General features: G+C 43.6%; 18 protein-coding genes and 2 pseudogenes. All 20 read right to left on the bottom strand.

The window, feature by feature from the left end; all coding sequences use genetic code 11:
- Window positions 1-128: 128 nt before the first annotated feature.
- A pseudogene (locus G625_RS23435) lies at window positions 129-422 on the bottom strand (YhbY family RNA-binding protein); the annotation flags it as partial.
- Complete coding sequence (gene obgE / locus G625_RS18405; RefSeq protein ID WP_084152762.1) at window positions 419-1804, bottom strand: GTPase ObgE; 1386 nt, start codon at window positions 1802-1804, stop codon at window positions 419-421. The pseudogene G625_RS23435 and the gene obgE, both read right to left, overlap by 4 nt.
- A gap of 333 nt (window positions 1805-2137) precedes the next feature.
- A complete protein-coding gene (gene rpmA / locus G625_RS0104825; protein WP_029200208.1) occupies window positions 2138-2401 on the bottom strand; it encodes a 50S ribosomal protein L27 in 264 nt (87 codons plus the stop codon).
- A gap of 31 nt (window positions 2402-2432) precedes the next feature.
- Window positions 2433-2738 (bottom strand): 50S ribosomal protein L21, encoded by a 306-nt coding sequence (rplU, locus tag G625_RS0104820; protein ID WP_029200207.1) that lies wholly within the window; start codon window positions 2736-2738, stop codon window positions 2433-2435.
- A gap of 128 nt (window positions 2739-2866) precedes the next feature.
- On the bottom strand, window positions 2867-5506 hold the full coding sequence (locus G625_RS21015) for a C40 family peptidase (protein ID WP_084152761.1): 2640 nt from the start codon (window positions 5504-5506) through the stop codon (window positions 2867-2869).
- 3 nt (window positions 5507-5509) lie between these two features.
- Window positions 5510-6424 (bottom strand): RluA family pseudouridine synthase, encoded by a 915-nt coding sequence (locus tag G625_RS0104810; RefSeq protein ID WP_029200206.1) that lies wholly within the window; start codon window positions 6422-6424, stop codon window positions 5510-5512.
- The gene (lspA, locus tag G625_RS0104805; RefSeq protein ID WP_029200205.1) at window positions 6421-6978 is read right to left on the bottom strand and encodes a signal peptidase II; all 558 of its coding nucleotides are present in this window, start codon (window positions 6976-6978) and stop codon (window positions 6421-6423) included. The genes G625_RS0104810 and lspA overlap by 4 nt, the downstream gene beginning before the upstream one ends.
- Window positions 6979-7062: 84 nt before the next feature.
- Window positions 7063-8142 (bottom strand): 3-dehydroquinate synthase, encoded by a 1080-nt coding sequence (gene aroB, locus G625_RS0104800; RefSeq protein ID WP_029200204.1) that lies wholly within the window; start codon window positions 8140-8142, stop codon window positions 7063-7065.
- Between the two features lie 123 nt (window positions 8143-8265).
- Window positions 8266-8784, bottom strand: a complete 519-nt coding sequence (locus tag G625_RS0104790) for a cell division protein SepF (protein ID WP_029200203.1) — start codon at window positions 8782-8784, stop codon at window positions 8266-8268.
- 161 nt (window positions 8785-8945) lie between these two features.
- A complete protein-coding gene (locus G625_RS0104785; RefSeq protein ID WP_029200202.1) occupies window positions 8946-10382 on the bottom strand; it encodes an HlyD family efflux transporter periplasmic adaptor subunit in 1437 nt (478 codons plus the stop codon).
- 15 nt (window positions 10383-10397) lie between these two features.
- A complete protein-coding gene (locus G625_RS0104780; protein ID WP_029200201.1) occupies window positions 10398-10817 on the bottom strand; it encodes a hypothetical protein in 420 nt (139 codons plus the stop codon).
- Between the two features lie 143 nt (window positions 10818-10960).
- Window positions 10961-11980: a D-alanyl-D-alanine carboxypeptidase family protein gene (locus G625_RS0104775; RefSeq protein ID WP_049895716.1), complete on the bottom strand. Its 1020-nt coding sequence runs from the start codon at window positions 11978-11980 to the stop codon at window positions 10961-10963.
- Window positions 11981-11989: 9 nt separating this feature from the next.
- Window positions 11990-12379 carry a methylglyoxal synthase gene (locus tag G625_RS0104770; RefSeq protein WP_029200199.1) on the bottom strand — a complete coding sequence of 130 codons (390 nt, stop codon included), beginning with the start codon at window positions 12377-12379 and terminating at the stop codon, window positions 11990-11992.
- Between the two features lie 28 nt (window positions 12380-12407).
- Window positions 12408-13550, bottom strand: coding sequence for an FtsW/RodA/SpoVE family cell cycle protein (locus G625_RS0104765; RefSeq protein ID WP_029200198.1), 1143 nt, complete (start codon window positions 13548-13550; stop codon window positions 12408-12410).
- A gap of 66 nt (window positions 13551-13616) precedes the next feature.
- Window positions 13617-16490, bottom strand: a complete 2874-nt coding sequence (locus G625_RS0104760) for a penicillin-binding transpeptidase domain-containing protein (RefSeq protein WP_029200197.1) — start codon at window positions 16488-16490, stop codon at window positions 13617-13619.
- A gap of 73 nt (window positions 16491-16563) precedes the next feature.
- Complete coding sequence (mreD, locus tag G625_RS0104755) at window positions 16564-17100, bottom strand: rod shape-determining protein MreD (protein ID WP_044931617.1); 537 nt, start codon at window positions 17098-17100, stop codon at window positions 16564-16566.
- A gap of 507 nt (window positions 17101-17607) precedes the next feature.
- Window positions 17608-18468, bottom strand: a pseudogene (gene mreC / locus G625_RS23430) (rod shape-determining protein MreC); the annotation flags it as partial.
- Complete coding sequence (gene radC, locus G625_RS0104745; RefSeq protein WP_029200195.1) at window positions 18458-19159, bottom strand: RadC family protein; 702 nt, start codon at window positions 19157-19159, stop codon at window positions 18458-18460. The pseudogene mreC and the gene radC, both read right to left, overlap by 11 nt.
- Window positions 19160-19412: 253 nt before the next feature.
- Window positions 19413-20702 (bottom strand): methionine gamma-lyase family protein, encoded by a 1290-nt coding sequence (locus G625_RS0104740; RefSeq protein WP_029200194.1) that lies wholly within the window; start codon window positions 20700-20702, stop codon window positions 19413-19415.
- Complete coding sequence (gene miaA / locus G625_RS0104735) at window positions 20666-21667, bottom strand: tRNA (adenosine(37)-N6)-dimethylallyltransferase MiaA (RefSeq protein WP_330364966.1); 1002 nt, start codon at window positions 21665-21667, stop codon at window positions 20666-20668. Before miaA ends, G625_RS0104740 begins: the two co-directional genes overlap by 37 nt.
- Between the last annotated feature and the right edge of the window lie 48 nt (window positions 21668-21715).

Genomic DNA, 21715 nt, shown 5'->3' with positions numbered 1-21715 from the left:
CGAAGACTCATTCCGCTTCTGGAGGCCTTCTTCTTTGCGCCGGCGATCTCAGCATTGTGATTCTTGTTTTTTGAATGCTTTCCAGGGGTTTTTCCGCCCTCTTTAAGCTCGGCCTTTGAAATCTCATATTTACGCTTTTTAAAGTCAGGATCCGGCTTATAAAGCACGATCTTGCGACCGATAACCTGAACAACCTCTGACTGGGTACGTCCTGCAAGAGTATGAGCAATAGCCTTTGGATCATCATCGCAATTTTTCAGAATATTGATCTTGATAAGTTCATTTTTAACGATGTTTTCTCTTACTGCCTCGATAAATTCCGGTGTAAGGCTGTTTTTTCCTATGGAAAGAACCGGTTCTATGTTCATAGCTGCGCCCTTTAATTCAGAACGCATCTTACTGTCTCTTATATATTTCTTCATTCTTCTTCTCCGTTATTCTTTGGCTGGTGACGTTTGGGGAAAGCTGTATCGATAGCCTTCTCAAGCTCCTCATCCTCATAAGCATCTGTATCGTAGTACTCAAAGGTGTGACCATAGATCCTTATGGTATCGCCCTCCTGAATACCCATTTTTCTGAGAGTTTTGATAACTCCCTGTTCAGCCATGAAACGCTGGAAGAACTCAAAGCCTTTTTCTGTACTGATATTAGTGTAACCCAGCATTTTCTCAATCTTTGGTCCTTCAACAGAGTAAGTACTGTCGTCAAGCTTCTTGTACTCGATGGCAAGCTGCTCCTTATGTCCAAGGGTTTCCAGATCGACTTCACTTTCATAAACCTCGACCTCCTTGGCACCGGCTTCCTCAACGTAAGTCCAGGCAGCTTCAAGAACCTCCCGGAGACCGGTATTTGTGGCTGCAGAAATTGCAAAAACCTTCACACCCTGCGGTTCATAAATTTCCTTGATCCTTGTAACCGCACTGTCAGAACCCTGCTCATCAATGATAAGATCGGTTTTGTTGCAGGCTATGATCATAGGCTTCTTAAGGATATCCGGATCGTACTTCCCGATTTCTTCATTGATAGTCTTAATGTCTTCAACCGGATCTCTTCCTTCACAGCCTGATGCATCCACAACATGAACAAGCACCTTGCAGCGCTCTATATGGCGCAGGAACTCATGTCCCAGACCAACACCTTCTGAAGCTCCTTCGATAAGACCGGGAATATCCGCCATAACAAAGGATCTGTCACCCTTTAAACCAACTACTCCGAGATGTGGAGTAAGCGTTGTGAAGTGATAGTTTGCAATCTCAGGTCTTGCATTGGAACACATGGACAGAATGGTGGATTTTCCTACATTCGGAAGTCCGACCAGACCCACATCAGCGATAACTCTCAGTTCAAGCTGTACCCAGAGCTCTCTTGCATCCTGACCCGGCTGTGCAAACTTAGGTGCCTGCATTGACGGTGTGGCAAAGTGCATATTGCCCAGACCGCCTTTTCCGCCTTTAAGAAGTACAAGTCTCTGGTTGTCACCTGACATGTCCGCGATGATCTTTTTGGTCTCAAAATCACGGATGATAGTACCCTCAGGTACCTTTATGATCAGGTCCTTACCGTTTTTTCCATGCATGCGTTTTCCGCCGCCTTCTTCACCGGGGGTTGCGACATATTTCTGGCGGTTTCTGAAGTCTTCAAGAGTATTCATACCCTTATCAACTTCAACGATGATATCACCGCCTTTTCCGCCGTCGCCTCCGTCAGGACCACCGGCCGGTACAAACAATTCACGGCGGAAGGAAACATGTCCGTTACCGCCTTTTCCGCTTTTGATGAAAATTTTTGCAATATCTGCAAACATAGAATCATTTCTCCTTTCCCAAGGGTATCCCCGCGCCGCAGAAAAAAACGTCGCTAACCCTCAGAGAGCAAATCAAAAAGAATAAATGCCCAAGTCCGGAACACCACTTTGCAGGTTTTACGCACGTATGTACAAATACCGACTCAAACATTAGTAAAAGAAAGAATCTTCGAGGATTCTTCTGGAACATTCTGCCCCTGAATAAAAATCTCTTAACAGTTCAGCCGAGTGCTCCACGGGGATCATCGGCTGCAAAATCTCAGGCAGAATCAGAACAAAACCCCTGCACCGATATTACGGCACAGGGGTGATCTTCTGAAAAACCAAGCGAGATTACTCAGCATCTCTTGGCAGTACGGATACCTGCTTTCTGTCTCTTCCAAGGTGGCTGTACTTAACTACACCGTCAACCTTTGCGAAAAGTGTGAAATCATTTCCGAGACCTACATTAAGACCCGGGTGAATTCTTGTTCCGTTCTGCTTGTAAAGGACATTACCAGCCTTTACGAACTGACCATCTGCTCTCTTCTGTCCAAGTCTCTTGGACTCGGAATCTCTACCGTTCTTGGTAGAGCCCATACCTTTATGATGAGCCATGATTATCCTCCATTAAATACTTTGAAAAAAATTAGCCGATAGAATCAATCTTTACTTCTGTAAAGAGCTGTCTGTGACCATTCTTCTTGTGGTATCCAGACTTTCTCTTGTACTTGTAAACGATGACTTTCTTAGCCTTGCCATTCTTAGTAACAGTGGCTGATACCTTAGCACCATCAACGACCGGTGTACCGATCTTCATAGCGCCATCATTAAGAACAAGCACCTGATCGAAAGTAACCTTGTCGCCTTCCTTTACATCAAGTTTCTCAACTCTAATGATATCGCCTTCGCTTACTTTGTACTGCTTTCCACCTGTACGGATTACTGCATACATTACGAGGGACCTCCTTTTTATCATTACTCGCTGACTTTGGTGGTGAAAAAACACTCTTTAACCTCGTCACGCGGCATACTCAAGTACTTTAAATGTAAGTGCCGAAATTGTCAATGGGTTTTGAAGAATTAATTTATTAACTTTCTATAATATGGATAGCTTGCGGTAACTTCATTGACGGAAACATTGTTTGCTCCCGAATTTTCATGTATAGCGACCATTTTTCCGTTTTCAGCCCATCCCAGGAACATCACCACATGGGAATCGGCTCCGGTTCGTATAACAACATCACCGGGCTGAAGATCCGCTCTGTTTATCTTCTCGCCTTCTCCTATAAGACTCGAGGTGCTGTAGGCTCCGTTCAGGTTTTCTCCTATGGAGGACCAGTATACCCATTGTATCCAGCCGGAACAGTCAAGTCCTCTCAAAACTCTGCCTCTGTAATCAGCCTGAACTATGCTTCCGAAAGCATTGCCCTCGTAGTCCCTGCTGTTTGCCTTACCTCCCCAGTAGTACGGAATCTTACCTACTGACTCAAGGGCAAATTTTATAACCCTTTTCCTGTCATTGGAAATATCCTTCGGAAGTCCGTCAAGATACCTGGAGATTTCCTCATCTGTCAACGGATTCTTGGGATCGATGGTGGAGATAGAAAGGCCATAAGTTTTAAACCAGTCCTGAGCAATAAGTCTTTGGGCATATGCCTTCTGTTCATCGGTCCAGCCCTCCCAGACACTTCCTGCAGCCTCTGCTTCAGGTGTCTCCGCAGTCACGGCTGTTTCTTTTACTCCGGTTTCTTCCGAATCAGACTCTTTCCCGGATGTTTCTTCAGACTTTTCCTCAGTTGTATCTTTAGTTTTTTTCTTGGAAGCAGCTTCGGACTCTTTCTTATCGGATCCATCAGTTTCCTCTGCTTCAGCTGTTTCATCCTGAAGCTTTTCCTCAGCTTCAAGCTCAACACTTCTGAGTCCGGCGTCCTCTTCGAAACCGTAAATCGTAACATTCACGTAAAGATCCACATGTCCCGGACAGTATTTCTTACTCTTTACATCAGTTTCTCCGTTACCTTCCTCCGAGGTTTCCTTAGCCTCAAGAGACTCTTCTATAAGACTGTAGAGGGTGGCATCATCCATGTTTCTGAGTTCTTCTCTGGTAAAGGTCCCGAGAATTATCCTCTCCTCTTCACTTTCGCCGGTGCTGCCTTCTTCTGTTTCCGAGGATTCATCCTCTTCTTTATCTTTACCTTCACCTTCTGATGAAGCCTCAGCAGTTTCCACCGCTTCTTCACCTTCTGCTTCAGCAGTTTCGTTTTCCTCAGTTGTACCGTCATTGATAATGTCTATGCCCTGACCTGCTTTATACTGGGAATATCTGCTGGTTGTAGACTCAGGCTCCTTTGTTTCCAATGTTTCTTTCGCAGAGTTATCATACAATGCCGGCACCAGGCTTACCGACTCATACGCTGTTGAACTCTCTTCGGTTGATTCTTCCGAAGTCTCCTGCTCTGTTTCAACCGCTGCCGTTTCAATCGCCTGAAATTCGTTATTCAGCTCTGATGACTCGTCCTGTGAAAGCTCAGCTCCATATGCTGTCAGCAAAGGATTGATGCTTCTTAACCATGAAGTCCTCTTAAATATCTTTGCCGCAGCCAGTACCATCCCGCTATTTACATTTCCGGTATCCGAAAGCGAGCCTTCCTGCTGAAAAGTCTCCTGCTGAATTACTTCCTGTTTCGAGCCCCCGTCATTACTGGTCTGTGCCCCGGAATCTGATTCACCGCTCTCAACCGGGGTTTCGGAAATATCGGATGATGTCTCGCCGGATGTGACAGAAGTCTCCTGCCGGGTTTCTCCCTTAGAAGCTCCGGCATCGTCACCGTCAGCCCCCATTTCAGTTCCGGAAGACTCCGGAGAATTGTCACTCTGACTGCTTTCATCAGAGGAATCCGAAGAAGCATCGGTTTCAGAATTCTCTTCCTCTTCCTCTGCAAGCTGCTTTTTCAGTTTTTCAAGCTCCTCTTCAATCTTCCTGGCTTCTTCCGCTTCCTCCTTAGCCGAGCGATTGATACAACCGCTGTCGTAATAAACCTTACCAATGCTTATGGTATACCTTCTGGACTTATCATACAGCTCTTCGCAGTACTTTTTGAATGTCTCGACATCAAGATAATCATGGGAATAGGTATAAACCGATGCCATTGACATGATCTCTTTAACATTGGAATACTCATTTACCCTTTTACCTTCAGCATCGTAAAATGAAACATTAACATTTTTGAAAGTCGGAATGTACCAGGTGTCCGGATTATCCGGATCCTGCCCGCCGGCAGAAGGATTATACTTACCCATTACTCTTCCGGCGTTTACTCCCAGTCTTTTCGCAAGAGATAAAGGAGTCACTCCCGAGGTGTCATAAATATTGGCAATATAATCATTGTCCTCTTTCATGAGCTCTTTGTATATCTCTCCGGCATAGCTGTTAAGAGGATCGCTCTCATCCACTCCCTCCGGAAAAACATAAGCAAGATTTAACTTGTACGGAGATGGCACGAATACCTCTTCGGTTTCGGGTTCTGTTTCCTCGACAGTAGTCTCAGGTATTTCCGAAGGAGCTGCCGTTGTTTCAACAACTGCCTCTGATTCCACCGTTGTACCGGATCTTTGAGAAACAGCAGCCACTAAAAGTCCCAACCCTACACATAAGGTCAGGACTCCGAGCTTGATCTTTTTCAATTGTTCTTTAGTCAATTGTAATTTAGGTTTACTCATATATCATTTTTTCCGCAGTCTGTCCATAAGCCGCTTTAAATATTCCGGATACTCAGAATCAAACTCCACATATTCTCCCGTTGAAGGATGTATGAATCCAAGAACCTTTGCATGGAGACACTGCCCTTCCAGGGTAAAAGGACATTTCTTCGGACCGTATACATCATCCCCCAGAACCGGATGTCCTATGGACGCCATATGAACACGTATCTGATGTGTGCGGCCAGTTTCCAGAATACATTCTACCAGAGTATAGTCAGAAAAGCGCTCCAAAACCCTGAAATGCGTAACCGCATCCCTTCCGTCCACCATATCGATGGCCTGTTTCTTTCTATCCTTTTTGGAACGTCCCAATGGAGCATCCACTGTACCGGAGTCTTCTTTTATATTTCCGCATACGATCGCCACATATTTTCTTGTTATGGAATGCTCCTTCAGCTGCTCTGCCAGGGATTTGTGAGCCTTATCATTCTTACATACCACAAGAAGACCGGTAGTATTCTTGTCTATTCGATGCACTATACCGGGACGCATAACTCCATTAATCGTGCTGAGTTCTTCTCCGCAATGGTTCATCACAGCATTAACAAGGGTTCCCTGATAATGTCCCTCTGCAGGATGTACCACCATCCCTTTCGGCTTATTTACAATGAGAAAATCTTCATCCTCATATACTATATCAAGGGGAATGTCCTCAGCCACCACATCAAGGGATACGGGTTCCGGCATATCTATCAGAAGCTCATCTCCCTCTTTAACCCTGGAACTTGCCTTACAGCTTTTTCCGTTTAATTGTATGCGGTCATCCTTAATTAGTTTCGAAGCATAGCTTCTGGATATTTCAGGTTCCTCCAGCGTGGAAAGAAACTGATCCAGACGAACCTGATCAACCCCCGCAGGAACATTGACCTTAATCATTTTTCCTCCATAAGTGAATCATCTTTGTCTGATTCTGCGCCGGCTCTTTTTTTACTGCCTCTCAGATAATCAAAGTCTTCATCTTTATAATAAAACAGAAGCAACAGTACCATGATGATGCATCCGCAGGTAACATATATATCGGCTACATTAAAAACCGGGAAATCTATGGGGCTGAAATATATAAAGTCAACCACATATTTTTGGCTTACACGATCTATGAAATTTCCTATGGCTCCGGCAAAAACAAGCTCCGCAATCACCAGAACCGGATAATAACGCTTGTTTTTCAAAGGTGTTTTGTATACCACATAAAGGATGCCGATAAGCACCACTATGGTTATGATATAAAAAGCGTACTGAGCTCCCTGAAACACTCCGAAAGCGGCACCCTGATTTTCAACATAAAGCAGATACAAAACATTCCTGATAATCGGGATTCTCTCATTCCCCTTAAGGGTTTCCACTGCCAGCTGCTTTGTAAGCTGGTCGGGAATGATCAAAACCACCGCCATGAACAAAAACAGAAGTATTCTCTTAATTCTTGAATTCATATTATTCTTTAGTGATATCTCCTAAGTTAATAATGTTTATTGAGCTCCGATATCCGACATACGGCTGTCGATATATCAGACCACTTATTTTGATATATATCCTAATGCATCAAGCATGCTCTCATCGGATACATTGTTATCTATATAGGCATTTCCCAGGCTATGTATCAGAATGAATCTGACACGTCCCTTATCCATTTTCTTATCTTTTCTGGTAGCCGCAAGGATTGCCTGATGATCCATGGGTTTTAAAACGGTTTGAAGCCCGACTGCTTTCATTAGTTCACAAACAGCTTTGTTTTCTTCCACGGTTGTCACATCGGAGATATGCATGGCAGCAAGGCATCCTAAAGCCACGCATTGACCATGACTATAGGAGAAATCAGAACATTTCTCAATTGCATGTCCCAATGTATGACCAAAATTAAGAAGCTGTCTCTCTCCTTTTTCTTTAGGATCCTTCTCAACTACTTCCTTTTTTATGACATTACTCTGATATACCGTCTCAATGAGAACATCCATATCACGATTCCTGAGACCCTCAAGATTATCTGTAAGGAATCTAAAATAGTCCTTGTCCTTAATGAGAGAATGCTTTATCACCTCTCCCATGCCGGAGGCATATTGAATTGCATCCAGGGATTCAAGCGTGCTGACAGCACTGTAAACAAGGGAAGGCATGTGAAAAGCACCTACCATATTCTTGTAGGCACGAAAATCTACTCCTGTCTTTCCGCCTATGGAGCTATCCACCTGAGCAAGCAGGGTGGTCGGAATCTGAATAAATCTGATACCTCTCATATATGTTGCGGCGGCAAATCCTGTCATATCTCCCACAACTCCGCCTCCGAGAGCCACCATGAAATCATTTCTGTCAAAATCATCCTGTATAGCCTTTTCATAGATATGGGCTATGGAATCTGTATTTTTATTTTCTTCCCCCGGTGTCAGGATGATCTCATCCACAAAGCAAAAACACTCCGAAAGGATATCCTTAATCTTATCAAGATATAAAGGTGCCACATTCTTATCTGTAACTATCAGCGCCCTTCTGTCAGAAACCTGCAGCCCGGAAACAGCATTCCTTAACTCCTCAAAGGTCTTTTCTATGTATATATGATAAGAAAAATCACCCTCATAATTGACATCCAGTTTTTTAGACATAGCTTCCTCCTGCTATAAACGAATGTTTTTCGCCGTTTATCTTTGACATACAGTTGAAGATCTGATCGGCTCCCAAAAAGAAAGACATACCCTTTTTCGGATATGTCTCTCGGCTTTTCATTATCAAACTCTTAAATTAAGTCCGTTAAAACCTGCATCTGAAGTGCCGGCGAGAATATTCTGAAAATCTCCCGACAACTCTACGCTCTGCGGTGTCGCGATAAAGATATAATTGGAAATCTTCTGAAGATTACCATTCATAGAATACGCTGCTCCGGAAGTAAAATCTATGATCCTCTGAGCTATCTCCATATGAAGCCCTTCCATATTGAGAACAACTGCCTTTCCATCAAGAAGATAATCACAGATATCTCTGGAATCATCCATAGAGGTTGGCTTGATCATGGTCACCTCCATACTTCTGTGTGTCTGGGGCTGAGCCGGTTTCTTCATGAAAAGAGTAGGCCTCGCAGGTCTCTCATCCTCTACGTCATCATCCTCATCCTGAGATCTTCTTGAAAACAATCCGTTTCTCTGAGGTTCATCATCATAACCGTCCTCAAAATCATAGTCATCCTGAAGATCATACTCATCATCCTGATTGACCCTCATGTTTTTCATTATATTACCGATAAAACTCATTCCTGTCCCCCTATAACCATCGATGAGCAGACCCCATCTAATACGTATTATTTTAAACTAATTTCTATCCTTGTCAACAAATCATCCTGCGATGTAATGGCTTAAATACTATCAAAACGTCAATCGTCAGAAAATTGTAAACTGTTGCTTTTATCAAGCCATCATTGATATATCAGCTGACCCTCATAAACCAGGGATGCATCCATCACTATATGATCATAAACAGAGATGCCATAATCTGTATTTTTTTCAACAATGGCATATTCGTTATTCTGTTCAATAGGAATTATCTGCCTGAAAACGCAAAAACCTCTGTTAATGTTGTAAACCCCCTGGAGAGTCTTAACAGGGCCCACATGATAGGTATTTGAAACCTCGGCATTCTGGGAACCTTCAGCCCCGGGTCTTACTATGAAATCATTTAGTTTAAGAGCATTTGTATCTGTTTTTTCAGGGATGGTTATATAGCAATACTGCTGATCAATACGATAAATATCACTTTCAACAAATTGGATCTCTGTGCCGGTTCCGTCCGCAGAAAACACCTGCCTGTTAAATCCGGTAGTCCCGTCATCATTTGTCACCATGAAATCTCTGGGAATGACAAAAAAGTCTTTACCGGTTATAGAGCTGAGCGGAATCTTCAACCCTCTTCTGTCACTTGTGACTATCTCAAATCTTATGAATCGTTCATCGCAGAACTCTTCCATAAGCTCATTAAGCGAAAGCTGACCGTATTCTTGTCCGTCTGCGGCTGTATATATATCCAATACAGCATTGGTGTAAAGATCCTTATCTATAAAATGTACTTTTACTTTGCGCATATCCCGGTACTTTTCTTTAATCTCCTCATCCACCGGAAAGACGATGGACCAGTTGGAGCTTGTGATCAGTTTATAAACAGGTACACCACCTTCAACCAGGTCTCCGGGCTTTGTGATATTCATCTTGTACCCATTCATAAAAAACATGTCTTCCTTAACCGCATCCGGTGTCAGATTCTCATACCCGTCAATGGAATAAGATACAACGCCTGCCTTTTCAGCAGTAATACGCGAGTAATTTATTCCAAGCTGTGACAATACCGAATCCAGATCCTGAGTGTTCGAGATACTTGAATACTCCAATGTTGCGGCATCCAGGGAAATCTTTGCATTATACAGATCGGAATAATTGATATTTTTAAATGATTGTGAAAAATCCGAAAGCTTATATCTGATATCTGCTACCTGTTCGTTTGACAGCTCCTGGGTAAGTTCAGGATGCTCCTTCAGATATGATTCCAAAGAACCGGTTTCATCCACAGTATATACGGCTGAACCCACAGCCACACGTTTGCCATCCTGGATATAGTAGTGTATATATCCCGAAGAAACCGCATCCACAGCTTCCTCTTCCCTTATGGCAACTCCCGAATACTGTTCCTGCCTTACGATACTGCCTTCCAGCACCTCATAATATCTTATTTGATCTCTCTTGATATATGAATATACACTAAAAACAATGTAGAGACTGATAATCACGAAGATTACCATCCCTACATTGATCTTAGGCAAATTATTATGTTTTATAACGTTAGATGTATCTTTAACTGCCATTGTCTGTAATCTTGATTAAAGTGAAATAGCTACATCCTTCTTAACACTGTCCGGAAGCTCATCAGCATCCATAGAAACACTTATAACAAATGTTATCTTATACTTCTCGCCAAGGTCTTCAAGACGCTTGATGCAATTTGAAATGTCTGCACCCTCTAAAGATGAAAGCTTAAGGAAACTGTCGAGGAACATATACTCGAGATCATGATCCTGAGAAATGATACCACTTACGAAACCCACAAATGCATCCTCAGAATCAACAGGATATTCATTAACATTAATAAGACGGATCTTATTGTTGAGTTCATACATATGCTGCGCAGATTTATCGAGAAAATCTACATTTCCGTTTGCTTCCTTAACAACTGCATTTGCCTTATCAAGAAGCTGTTTTGTCTTTCCTTTGCCCCTCTTGCCTACAATCAACTGTACCATAGTCAAGTACCTCCTAAACTTTGTAGTTTCAGTATAGTACATTAAACGGTCTAATTCAAGCAACAATTACCAATTAAAGCCTTATGTGCCACACCCTTTTTTGTATAAAAATCACCTAAACAGATTTCTGTTTCCTCATCTGTTTAATGTATTTTTTGAAGAAGTGCCGTCATATTATTATAAAGCTCATCCTTTGAAGCTGCCTTCATGACAGTGCCTATATACTCTTCTCCGGTAGACACTTTTTCCGCAGCAGTTGTGAGACAATAGCCTGCTGCATTGGTAGTACCCGTCTTTCCCCCGAGAACCTTTATGCCGTCCGGGGAAGCCGCTTCTCCCAGCAGATACCTGTTGGTGCCGGCCCATTCCTGGGTTTTCGCAACACCGTTTGAATCCTTATACTTCGGACTGTAGCTTATGGTTCCCACAATCTTTCTGAAGACATCATACTTCAGAGCCTCATTCATGGTGAGATAAATATCAAAGGGTGTTGTATAGTGGTTATCATCCGGGAGTCCATGGGGGTTCACAAAGTGAGTTCCTGTGGCACCTATCTGAAGAGCCGTCCTGTTCATCTCCTCAATAAAGGCATCCAGAGATCCGCAGGTAGCTTCAGCAACAGCCACCGCTGCATCATTTCCTGATGGTACCAGCATACCATATAAAAGATCTTCTATCGTCATGGTCTCGCCGGTTCTGAGCCACGCCCTTGATGAACCTGAAACATTGATGGTTGAATTTTGGGTTATGGTAAACTCCTGACTGAGATCATCAATATGTCTTAAACACACAAGAGCTGACATAACCTTGGTGATACTTGCCTGATATGTCCTGGCATAAGGATTCTTATAGGCAATGGCCTTCGGATCATCTTTGCCATACTCCACGAGAAGCGCTGCCTCTGCGGTGATATCCTCGGAGTTATAATTTGTGTTGTCGGGAAGGGCCAATCCCACCGAAAAGCCCTGTGCATGAACACCTTCAGTCAGACTCGTATTGACGGAATTCATACGTAAAAGGCCTTCATCCACATTGTATCTGTTTTCAAGCTTCTGTCCGCAGCCTGTCAGAAACATAAGACATAAAAGAACCGGAAGTGCTGTACGGATACAGCTTCCTCCGGATCTTCTTTTTATTTCACGAGTAATAATGCTATAAGTCATATATTTTCCTTAAATATTTCTCCACTCAAGATCGCCTCTCTCCAAAGCCTTGATTAGAAGCTCCGCAGTGGCAAGATTGGTAGCAATAGGGATATTATAGGTATCGCAAAGCCGTACCACCGAGTTGACCTCCGGCTCCTGTGCCTTAACATGAAGAGGATCCCTCAAAAAAATCACCATATCCAGATTGCCCTGTTCAATCTGGGAAGCAAGCTGTCTGGCTCCTCCGGTTTCTCCCGGAAGGAATTTATGTATACGCAGGTTTGTCACCTCCTCAACAAGCAAACCGGTGGTTCCGGTTGCATAGAGTTCATGCTTACTGAGTATACCACGATATGCTATACAGAAATTCTGCATCAGTTTTTTCTTTGTATCATGTGCTATCAATCCAACATTCATTTCAAAACCTTTCCGGATCGGATCAGATTTAAACTCCGCCCTCTTTTCGCTGCAAAGCAACATTAAGCACCAGGCCCAGGCCTATATAGACCGAAATCAGGGAGCTCGCACCTCTGGAAAAGAAAGGAAGCGTTATCCCGGTATTAGGAAAAATACCCGTGGCTACTGCGATGTTAGTATAGGTCTGAAACCCTATCCATGCCATCATTCCCACACAAATAAGACGTCCGCCCAACTTTTTTGCCTTTGATGCTATTATAAGACATTCAAGAATAATCAACAAGAATATAATAACAATAAATATAGAGCCCCGGAATCCAAACTCTTCTCCGATAACCGCAAAAATAAAGTCATTATCCTCCTCAGCCAGGAAATTACCGTTCTTTACAGAAAAGATGGAATCATTATTAAGTCCTTTTCCTGTAAGCTGTCCTGAGCCTATGGCCATAATGGAATACATCTGCTGATAGAAGGTCTGAGTATTTTCCGACGGGTTAAGGAAGGTACGTATTCTCTCCGCCTGATAACCCTGGAGAAGCGGAATTCTGTCATACAGACCGGATTTAAACAGATATATAAATATCAACGCAAAGGGGACAATGATAAGCACCACTCCAATGATCCACTTAAAGCTGATGTCCGAAGCATAAACCATGGCGGCAATAATGACCGTCATAATGATCGCAGTACTGAGATTAGGCTGCAAAAGCACCAGAAGTATCGGAATCGCGTAAAGCACAAATGCCATGATAATGACATGCAGAGAATTGATCCGCTCCCTGTTTTTATAAAAATATCTGGCAAAAAATATGATAAGTCCTATTTTAACAAACTCTGCAGGCTGAACCTGTCCCAGAACAGGCACCTGTATCCATCTCACCGCTCCATGTCCCGAAGCTGTACCATAGATTTTTACACCAAGGAGCATAAGAACAGAAAAAAGATATATCAGATTTGCCTGTTTCAATATAAATCTGTAGTCGATCAGGGAGATCAGGATACACACGGTGAAGCCCACAAAAGAACCCATAATCTGTCTCACAACCTGGGGGTCCTTGATATCCGGAGCATTAATCGCAGAAGCCATGATCAGCACTCCCAGTACATTGAGGATCACCATATAAATAACTAATCTAAAATCATAATTTTTGTAGTTGTAATCAAATTTCATAATCTCCTCACAGGGAAGACCGGTTCCCGACGATATAAATCTCAAAGAACCGGCAAAGCAATCCCGTCAGTCTACGACATTCAATGCAGAAACCCCTGATGCATCTCTTGAAAGTATTGCATCCAAACTATCCTTGCCATAGCAATAGTTATAAACCGTATTAGCCAGGTTTGCGGCATTTCCGGAAGAATATCCGTAAGGAATGTTTACGGTAACGGTTATCTCGGGATTTCCATAGGGTGCAAAAGAAACGAATACGGCATGATTTCCTCTGTCCTCACGTTCCTGAGCCGTTCCTGTCTTACCCGCTATAGGAATGTCCTGACCAAGGAAAACTCTCTTGGCAACACCCTCTGTGATCATTTCACGGAGTCCCTTATGAACCGCATTCCAGGTAATATCGCTGAAATCCAGGTTCCTCACCACAACAGGCTCGATGTTTTTCACTATAGAACCATCCGAGTTTGTGACCTTATCAATAACCGAAAGATCAAAAACAGTCCCCTTATTTGCAACAGCAGTTATGTACCTTGAAAGCTGAACAACATTGTACGCATGATTTCCCTGACCCATAGCGGAACGCTCGGGGTCATAATCGGAGATACGGGGCATAGCTTCATCTATCTCTACTCCGGAAAGAGAATCAAGACCAAACAATGAAGCATACTTATGTATTCTTTCAAGACCGATGGTCTGATTATAATTTCCCGCATCATCCGTAGAAAGCAGGTGACCTACCGCCGCAAAGAAAAAGTTACAGGAATTCTTGATTCCGTCTACAACATTCTCCCTTCCATGGGACTGCGGATATATCCAGCATCGGATATTGGGAGTAACCTCCTCGTAAACACCGGTACAGTCAATGACGGTATTTAGTGTCATTACCCCTTCCTCAAGAGCCGCAACCGATGTTAACGGCTTAAAGGTAGATCCCGGCGCAAGCTGTGTCTGGGTTGCACCGTTAAGAAGCGGCAATGACAAGTCATTATTGCATCTTTTCAGATAAGCGGGATCAGTTATCCTGTTGTTATCAAAGCTCGGATATGTCACAAGCGCGCGCACCTTTCCCGTATCAACATCCGTAACCACCACAGATCCGTTACACGGATCAAGCGCAAGCTGAGCCGGAGTAATCTCGATTTTTCTTATCTTTGATATCAGGAAAGTATATGCGTAATGTTCATCTCCCGCGGAAAGCTGAGCATAGGCTTCCGGATCCTCCTCCAGTACTCCCTGCTCAAAAAGTGCCATAAGCAGTACGTACCCCGGAATGATCCGGTTTGCTATTGCATATCTATAGAGTACTTTATCAAAATCAGGATTGCTGTTCAGCTGATCTATCAGCATCTGAACAAACAAGGTATAGACATTATCCGAATCATAGTACTCATCGGACAAATCAAGCTTCGAAGTGTCAAGCCATGCTTCATCTATTCCACTTAAGATAAAATCTTTAAGAGTAATTGTATCATCCTTCCATGCCGCATAGGCTTCCGACTCACGATACTTTTGATCGGTGATGTCTATGATTCCATTCTCCTTTTTCCCAAGGTAGTCATAAATATATACGATATAAGCCTGCATATCCTGCGGCAGCTCTTTCAGTCCGCTGGTTGTAGGATGAAGCAGTTCCTCCTGGATAGCCGCAAGTTTAGTCTTCTTGTTCGCCTCAAACGCCTCGGCTATACGACGCTCAGCTGTTCCCTCTTCCGCACTGCTGAAATGTGCCGAATCCAGAATATTGTTATTGATAAGCTGATAATAGGCATCTTTAACCGGAATTGTGATCTCTGACTGCTCGATCACAGCATTATCATCGTTGAGATCCTGTTCTGTGATCTTCGAAGCCAGAAGACCGGCAAGCTCCTGTTCAAGCAGATGATATATGGCGATCTGATCATTTGCGGAAATGGTTGTATAGACATCATTTCCTGCGGCAGCATCAGTCTCGGAAACAACCTCGAGAATGGAACCAACGGAGTTAAGGTACATCTGCCGATGTCCTTTTTTACCCTTAAGCTCTGACTCCATACTCTTTTCTATGCCCCAGACTCCCACAACATCATTAAGCTCATAGGAATCATCCGTTTTCTTCAGCTCCTCGAGCTGTTCTGCATGAACCTGACCTGTATAACCTACGATATGGCTCATATAAGGCGCGAAATTATACTTTCTCACAGAAACATTATCAATGTCTACGCCCTTAAGCTCGCCCTTTGCTTCAAGTATCTCTGCCGTACACTCTTCCGAAACATTTTTTACTATGGTTGTGGTCTGGTACCTCTGGTAGGCAGTCAGACGCATGGTATAAAAGATATTGATCATATCCAGGGCCAGCTTATCCGACAAAACGATGGGATTTTTCTTCTCATCCCACATATTGTCAAATCTGTATCTGCTTTTTGATGTCTCAAAGGCCTGTCTTGCAGTCACATTGAAATCCTTTTCGGAAAGATCCTCAATGTTTCTGCCTCTTATATTTGAAATAAGTCTCTTCCGGTCATCCTCCGAGCTTGTGGTGAAATAAAATTCTCCGGAATCATCCAACTTTATCTTGTACTGCCCGTCAATGTCATACCCGTGTTTTTCAATGATCTGGGCAAGACGCATCAGCATACGGTTTCTGCTGTTGATTCCCTCTGTTGAGGTGTCATAAGCACCGTTATCCGTAATAGTGATGTTGTACTGAAGCTCATTGTAGGCCAGCAGTTTACCATCCCTGTCGTAGATATTGCCTCTTGTTCCGTTGCTTGTTATCTCTGCAAGAGTACGATTCTGATAATCCGACAGGTATTTTTCACCATTTACTATCTGAAGATCAAATAAACGAAACCCCAGAACCATAAACAAAATCGAAAAAATAAGTCCAAGCGCAAAAAGTCTTGAACTTACGAATCGAACAGTAAATTCTTTGATTACTTCAAAAATTTCTTTGAACAATGTATATGCTCCTCATCTGTAAACGCACTTTTTTCGCCGTTTATTTCCGACATACAGATGCACATCCAATTGGCTATCTATCTATCTTTTCCGTTGCCGTAAATACAAACCTGTAAAGGATCAATGTAGCAAGCAATGAAAAAACAACTGCCGGAAGCACTACATGCATCAGATAGTACGGAAGATCCAGTTTAAGGCGGATCAGGAAACGGAAAATATATATATACGCATGGTATATAAACTCATTGATGACACACATGATCATAGGAAGAGTTATGTATTCTTCATAATAAACATTGTTGAACAACCCGTTTATATATCCGATGAAAATAAATATCAGGCTGTAAAAGCCAAAGGCACCGGAATAGAACATATCCATGAGGAGTCCTGCTCCGAGACCATAGATCATGCCCGGCAGACTGCCATGGATGAAACCTATTGAAAATGTAAGGATCAAAAGTAAATTCGGAGACGCAGAAAGAAAAGGAATCAGCGGCATAACACTGGTCTGAATGAGAAATGCCAGTACCAGTGATATCACATACGAAAGGATCCTTAATCTGTTCTTTGTGCTCTTTTTTAACGAAGTCTTTTTGAATATTTTTTTCATTATATTTGGTTAACCCGGATTTTCTTCGATTAATTCTTCTGACGAATCCTCTTCAGCTGCTGTTTCCCTGACAGTTTCCTCTTCGTTGTTTCTTTCCTGAGAAACCTGTTCAGTCCTTCTGTCTGTTTCAGGCGAAGAGGTAGTTTCGGTTTCCCGGTTTTCTTCCTCACTCTCTTCCTGCCTGCCCGGGTTACTGCTCTGTGAAGCACCTTCGTCCCCTGCATCATCTTCATGCGCCGAAGTACGGGAAGCTCTGTTTTCCCGGTTTCCCTCACCATCGTCATCTTCAGATTCAGCGGAACCTATGGTAACACTAGGTACATCGCTTATATCCTTTGCGGTAATGATATAGTCATCCGCTGTGTCGGCAGAATGATTTTCCACCACCTCACTAAGTGGTGTAAGACCTTCCATGCCCGCCCAGGAGGACTTGACATTGGCACCCGGGGCAACATTGGCTGTCTCCGGCAAAGTATCTCCGGAATTTGTTTTGTCTTTGGTTCTGTTCAGGGCCGCTTCTCCATTGTTCTCATCCAGGAAGCTGTCACTCTTAACTTCTTTTATAACCAAAACTTCTGAAAGATCGTTAAAATCCGCAGCCGGGATCAGATAACCGTCTTTCATAAGCCTCTTTTCATCTTCTTTTACATCAACCGCATATCCGATAAGGATCCCAGGCATGAACTTTGCGGAGATTGAAGAGGTGACTATACGGTCACCATCCTGTATGGAAGCATCCTTCTTCATATCCGTAATTTTGAGGCGTCCCTTTTCATACAAGGTCAGGTCTCCGGCTACTATACAGGTATCACTGGCCTTTATACCCATGGCAGAAACTCTTGACTCGTCATCGATTATGGAACGAACCGTAGCATAATTAAGACCCACGTCAGTCACTATACCTATGAGACCTCCGTTAGCCATGACATTCTGGTCAACCCTTATGCCATCCTGAGATCCTTTATCTATACGAAAAATCTGAAACCAGTTTTCCGAGTCCTTTGCTATGACTCTTGCAGCAATCTTTTCATACTGCATATAGTCCCGGTCAAGATCATACAGCTCTCTTAATCTCTGAAGCTCTCCGCTGTCCTGAGTAAGACGATTGTTCTGTTCAACCAGAATACCTATCTTCTCATTCAGCTTTTTGTTTTCTTCAAGCACTTCCTCCAGCGTGCGATGTTCCTTCAGATTCTCATATATTCCGAATCCGAGGGTATTGACTCCCTTCTGAAAAGGAACCAGTACATATCCTATAGTGTTACGTATAGGATTCATGATGCCGTCCTTTACGGAAGAAAGCACTATCATCATTATGCACATCACAGAAAGAACTATGAATATATACTTGCTTTTCTTATTTTCCACTGATTAATCCCTGTTCGCTGAAACTGAAATAGACATTGTCCCCTATCACAACATGATCAATGAGTCCAATGCCGATAACTTTCCCGGCTTCACACAGCTCCTTTGTAAATCGAATGTCATCCCCGGAAGGTTCCGGATTGCCGCTCGGGTGATTGTGTACCACAATAAGACATGACGCGCTAAGCTTAAGGGCCGAAATAAATATCTCTCTTCCCGATATTGCGGAATTGCAGCTTGTACCTGCGGAAAGCAATTCATCCTTGATCAATTGCATCTGATGATCCAGATACAGCACACGAACAACTTCGTGGTCCAGGTATCTGAGATCCTCCATGTAATAATCCGCCACCTGTTTCGAATCCGTAAAACGCATATGTCTTATACGCTTCTTACGATTCCAGATTCGGCGGGCTATTTCGCCGATAACACTCAGCTGGATAGCCTTCACCTTCCCGATGCCATTGATCTTCATGTACTCTTCGGCACCAAAATGCATCATTCCAACGAGACCGTCATATAGAGGGTTCATATCCAGAACCTTTTGGGAAACCTCCAGTACTGAAGATCCCTGTGTTCCGGTACGTAGGAGCACAGCCAGAAGCTCAGCGTCGCTTAAGGCCTCCGGACCGTTTTTGATGCACTTTTCATATGGCATCTCATCCTGTGTAAGCTTTGTTGTTTTTAAATTCATTTTTTCTCCTGTCCCAAAGAGAAGCAGGAGCCCACGGTTGATTATTGTAACATAAAGCGTTTAAAGCGTAAATATTACAAGGAGAAAATGCCATTAGATGGCGCTTCGTTGGGAACGTCAGCCCATTTGAATTCGCTTCGCGAGGGCTGACGCTGCATGCCAGATTCCTTCAGAATCTGGCACAAGTCGCGCCGGGCATTTTCGTTTGATTTCGGCTTTCGCCGAAACCAGCCTCGCCGGCTGGGCGGCATCATCATTTCTTCGAAATGATGATAAGTCCTTTCTCATACATCTTCTGTATTGCCATCATGATGCCGAGCTTTGCATGGTACCAGGTGAGACCGCCCTGGAAATAAACATTAAACGGCGGCTTAATGGGACCATCTGCAGAAAGCTCAATAGAACTGCCCTGAACGAAAGCACCTGCTGCCATGATGACCTTACTGTCATAACCCGGCATATCGTCGGGATACGGTGTTACGAAGCTGTTTACAGGGGCTGCTGCCTGTATTCCCTGACAAAAGGCAACAACAGCCTCCTCGGAACCAAGTGTAATAGCCTGTATGATGTCATATCTCGCGCTGTCAGCAGTGGGGTGACAGACAAAGCCAAGCTTCTCAAATACCTTAGCCGCAAAGATCGCTCCCTTTTCAGCTGCTGCCGTTATTGCAGGCGCCAGGAAAAGTCCCTGATAGAAGCTCTTGTTAACGTCAAGAGACGGTCCTACTTCCTTTCCAAGTCCCGGAGTTGTGAGACGAACCGCGCATCTTTCGATACACTCCTTTGTTCCGGCTATATAGCCTCCGATAGGAGCAAGTCCGCCGCCCGGATTCTTGATAAGTGAACCCACAACCATATCTGCTCCAAAGGTCGAAGGCTCCTCCTTTGTCACAAACTCACCGTAACAATTATCCACCATACAGATAACGTCCGGCTTGATTCCCTTTATAAACCTTATAAGCTCACCGATCTTCTCCGGTGAGAATGTATCTCTTGTGGCATACCCTTTTGATCTCTGTATCTCCACAAGCTTTGTCTTTTCATTTATTGCAGCCTTAATGCCTTCATAATCAAATTCCGAACCCGGAAGAAGATCCACCTGGCGGTAGCTAACGCCGTACTCCTGAAGACTTCCCACTGAAGGTCTGATGCCGATGATCTCCTCCAAAGTGTCATAGGGTTTTCCTGCAGGGCAAAGAATTTCATCTCCCGGTCTTGTATTAGCATAAAGCGCTGTGGAAAGTGCATGTGTACCGCAAACGATCTGTGAACGGACAAGCGCATCCTCCGTGTCGAAAAGATTGGCATAAACCTTTTCCAGGGTATCACGGCCGATGTCATCATAGCCGTAGCCTGTGGTTCCGTAGAGGTGAGCCTCAGAAACCTGGGCATCCTGCATTGCCTTGATAACCTTAAGCTGATTGTACTCGGCAATGTCATCTATCTCCTGAAATCTGTCCTTAAGTGTACGGAGCTCTGTCTCGCAGAAATCATAAATCTCCGCTGCTATCCCAAGAGACTCAAACATTTCTCTGTTATCCATTCTGTAATCCTGTCCTTCTCATAATCAAAATCCTTTATATTTACAAAATTCACATTGCGTTCTCTTTTGAACCATGTGATCTGTCTTTTAGCATAATTCCTTGAATCCTGCTTTATCTTCTCGACAGCCTGAACGATTATAGCACTTTTTTCCGATGCCGCAAGATTTCCTTTATCAATGGCCTCAAAGGCAGCAATAAGCTCACGGTAGCCGATGCCCTTCATGGAGGTCCTTTCCTTGGGAAGATGAAGATCGTAAAGCCACCTGGCTTCATCTATAAGTCCCTGTTCCATCATCAGGTCTACACGTTTGTTAATGCGTTCATACAGAGCCTCTCTGTCATCCGTAAGTACAAAAAATGCCGGATTATATATGGCCTGTTTCTCCCGCTCTTCCTCATTATGGGCTGAAATCGGAGAACCGTGAAGCTCATAGAATTCAAGAGCTCTTATGACACGGCGAAGGTTGTGCTCATGAATCTTTTCAAGAGATTTGGGATCCACTTCCGAAAGCTTCTTATACATAGCTTCAGGGCCGCCAGGCTCCTTTGCCATAGCCTCCAGTCTGTCCCTTACTTCCTTATGGGTAACCTCATCCTCTTCGGTGAAGTCTATACCATAAAGGAGCCCTTGGATATAAAAACCGGTACCCCCTGCAAGGATCGGCACATGTCCTCTCTCATATATGCCTTCTATAGCTTCAGATGCCATCTTCTGAAAGAGGCTTACATCATAATCCTCTGTCACGTCGATAATGTCTATAAGATGATGAGGCACGCCCTCCATCTCCTCTTTTGTAACCTTTGCACTGCCTATATCAAGTTTTCTGTATACCTGAACAGAATCCGCCGAGACTATCTCACCGTCAAGGGCTTTGGCCAGAGCAACTGATGTTGACGTTTTCCCCACAGCTGTAGGCCCCGCGATAATGATAAGAGGCTTCTTTGTTAAATCAATTTTTTTCAAACTTAATACCTTCCGATGTCACGCCCCCTCCGTCTACGGATTAATGTT

Origin of the sequence: Oribacterium sp. NK2B42, from assembly GCF_000424445.1 — a bacterium.
Classification (GTDB): domain Bacteria; phylum Bacillota; class Clostridia; order Lachnospirales; family Lachnospiraceae; genus Oribacterium.
Note: the sequence above shows the minus strand (reverse complement) of the source record. Positions and strands in the feature narration are given on the sequence as shown.

What these genes read in the sequence shown, in the direction of transcription:
- obgE (WP_084152762.1), bottom strand. Translation starts at nt 1,804, where the DNA reads ATGTTTGCAGATATTGCAAAAATTTTCATCAAAAGCGGAAAAGGCGGT.
- rpmA (WP_029200208.1), bottom strand. Translation starts at nt 2,401, where the DNA reads ATGGCTCATCATAAAGGTATGGGCTCTACCAAGAACGGTAGAGATTCC.
- rplU (WP_029200207.1), bottom strand. Translation starts at nt 2,738, where the DNA reads ATGTATGCAGTAATCCGTACAGGTGGAAAGCAGTACAAAGTAAGCGAA.
- G625_RS21015 (WP_084152761.1), bottom strand. Translation starts at nt 5,506, where the DNA reads ATGAGTAAACCTAAATTACAATTGACTAAAGAACAATTGAAAAAGATC.
- G625_RS0104810 (WP_029200206.1), bottom strand. Translation starts at nt 6,424, where the DNA reads ATGATTAAGGTCAATGTTCCTGCGGGGGTTGATCAGGTTCGTCTGGAT.
- lspA (WP_029200205.1), bottom strand. Translation starts at nt 6,978, where the DNA reads ATGAATTCAAGAATTAAGAGAATACTTCTGTTTTTGTTCATGGCGGTG.
- aroB (WP_029200204.1), bottom strand. Translation starts at nt 8,142, where the DNA reads ATGTCTAAAAAACTGGATGTCAATTATGAGGGTGATTTTTCTTATCAT.
- G625_RS0104790 (WP_029200203.1), bottom strand. Translation starts at nt 8,784, where the DNA reads ATGAGTTTTATCGGTAATATAATGAAAAACATGAGGGTCAATCAGGAT.
- G625_RS0104785 (WP_029200202.1), bottom strand. Translation starts at nt 10,382, where the DNA reads ATGGCAGTTAAAGATACATCTAACGTTATAAAACATAATAATTTGCCT.
- G625_RS0104780 (WP_029200201.1), bottom strand. Translation starts at nt 10,817, where the DNA reads ATGGTACAGTTGATTGTAGGCAAGAGGGGCAAAGGAAAGACAAAACAG.
- G625_RS0104775 (WP_049895716.1), bottom strand. Translation starts at nt 11,980, where the DNA reads ATGACTTATAGCATTATTACTCGTGAAATAAAAAGAAGATCCGGAGGA.
- G625_RS0104770 (WP_029200199.1), bottom strand. Translation starts at nt 12,379, where the DNA reads ATGAATGTTGGATTGATAGCACATGATACAAAGAAAAAACTGATGCAG.
- G625_RS0104765 (WP_029200198.1), bottom strand. Translation starts at nt 13,550, where the DNA reads ATGAAATTTGATTACAACTACAAAAATTATGATTTTAGATTAGTTATT.
- mreD (WP_044931617.1), bottom strand. Translation starts at nt 17,100, where the DNA reads ATGAAAAAAATATTCAAAAAGACTTCGTTAAAAAAGAGCACAAAGAAC.
- radC (WP_029200195.1), bottom strand. Translation starts at nt 19,159, where the DNA reads ATGAATTTAAAAACAACAAAGCTTACACAGGATGAGATGCCATATGAA.
- G625_RS0104740 (WP_029200194.1), bottom strand. Translation starts at nt 20,702, where the DNA reads ATGGATAACAGAGAAATGTTTGAGTCTCTTGGGATAGCAGCGGAGATT.